This window comes from Thermogemmatispora onikobensis (assembly GCF_001748285.1).
GTDB lineage: Bacteria > Chloroflexota > Ktedonobacteria > Ktedonobacterales > Ktedonobacteraceae > Thermogemmatispora > Thermogemmatispora onikobensis.
In genome coordinates, this window is sequence record NZ_BDGT01000112.1 from 1 (window position 1) to 894 (window position 894).

Consider the following 894-nt stretch of genomic DNA (forward strand, 5'->3'; position numbering starts at 1 on the left):
ACCCCTACGGGACTCTCACCCGCTCTGGTGTAGCGTTCCAGCTACTTCGGGTCCAGCGCCGCAGCGCTCGGGCCAGGCCCCACGTCGGCCCTACAACCCCGTCTCGGACCTGTTGCCAGGCCGCGCGACGGTTTAGGCTCTTCCCCGTTCGCTCGCCACTACTGAGGGAATCTCGGTTGATTTCTCTTCGTCGGGCTACTAAGATGTTTCAGTTCACCCACTGCCCCTCGTGCGGTCAGCGCGACCGCCGATCTCCGGCCATCACGCCGGAGGGGTTGCCCCATTCGGAGACTCAGGGTTCATCGCTTGCCAGCAGCTCCCCCTGAACGTTTCGCCGCTCGCCGCGTCCTTCTTCGGCCTTCAGCGCCTAGGCATCCCCCGCGTACGCTTCTCGCTTGTGCGTCCTCTATCTACCTCTACTCGGCCTTTACGACAGTTGTCTACGACCTATTTACTCTCGGCAAAATTGAAACAAGAATTGCACTCAGTTGTTAAGGTACTGGTGCCAGTGCCATGCGGCTCACGCTACTTGACGCTTGCCCAGCAGTCACGCAAGCCGCCACCCCGACACCTGAAAAGTGGAAAACCTACAGAGGCTTGCAACTGCATTCGCCCAAGGCCCTGTTCTCGCGCAGCGCCCATCTATCTAGGTAGAACCTGGAACACGTCTCACAGAGCTGCCCTTCGAGAGGCTCCCCCTCGAATCGGCGAGTTCCGTGAAACGGATCGACCTGGGAGAGAAGGAGTGAGCGAGGCAGAACGAGCTGCCTGCGATCTGCTCCTCCTGCGACTCCCTAGAAAGGAGGTGATCCAGCCGCACCTTCCGGTACGGCTACCTTGTTACGACTTCACCCCAATCACCGACCCCACCCTCGACGCCTGCCTCCCCTCTCG

General features: G+C 60.7%; 2 rRNA genes. Both read right to left on the reverse strand.

From position 1 onward, the window contains the following. Positions 1-401: ribosomal RNA gene (locus BGC09_RS23185) — 23S ribosomal RNA — on the reverse strand; the annotation flags it as partial. A 397-nt stretch (positions 402-798) separates the two neighbouring features. Continuing rightward, positions 799-894, reverse strand: a 16S ribosomal RNA gene (locus BGC09_RS21990); the annotation flags it as partial.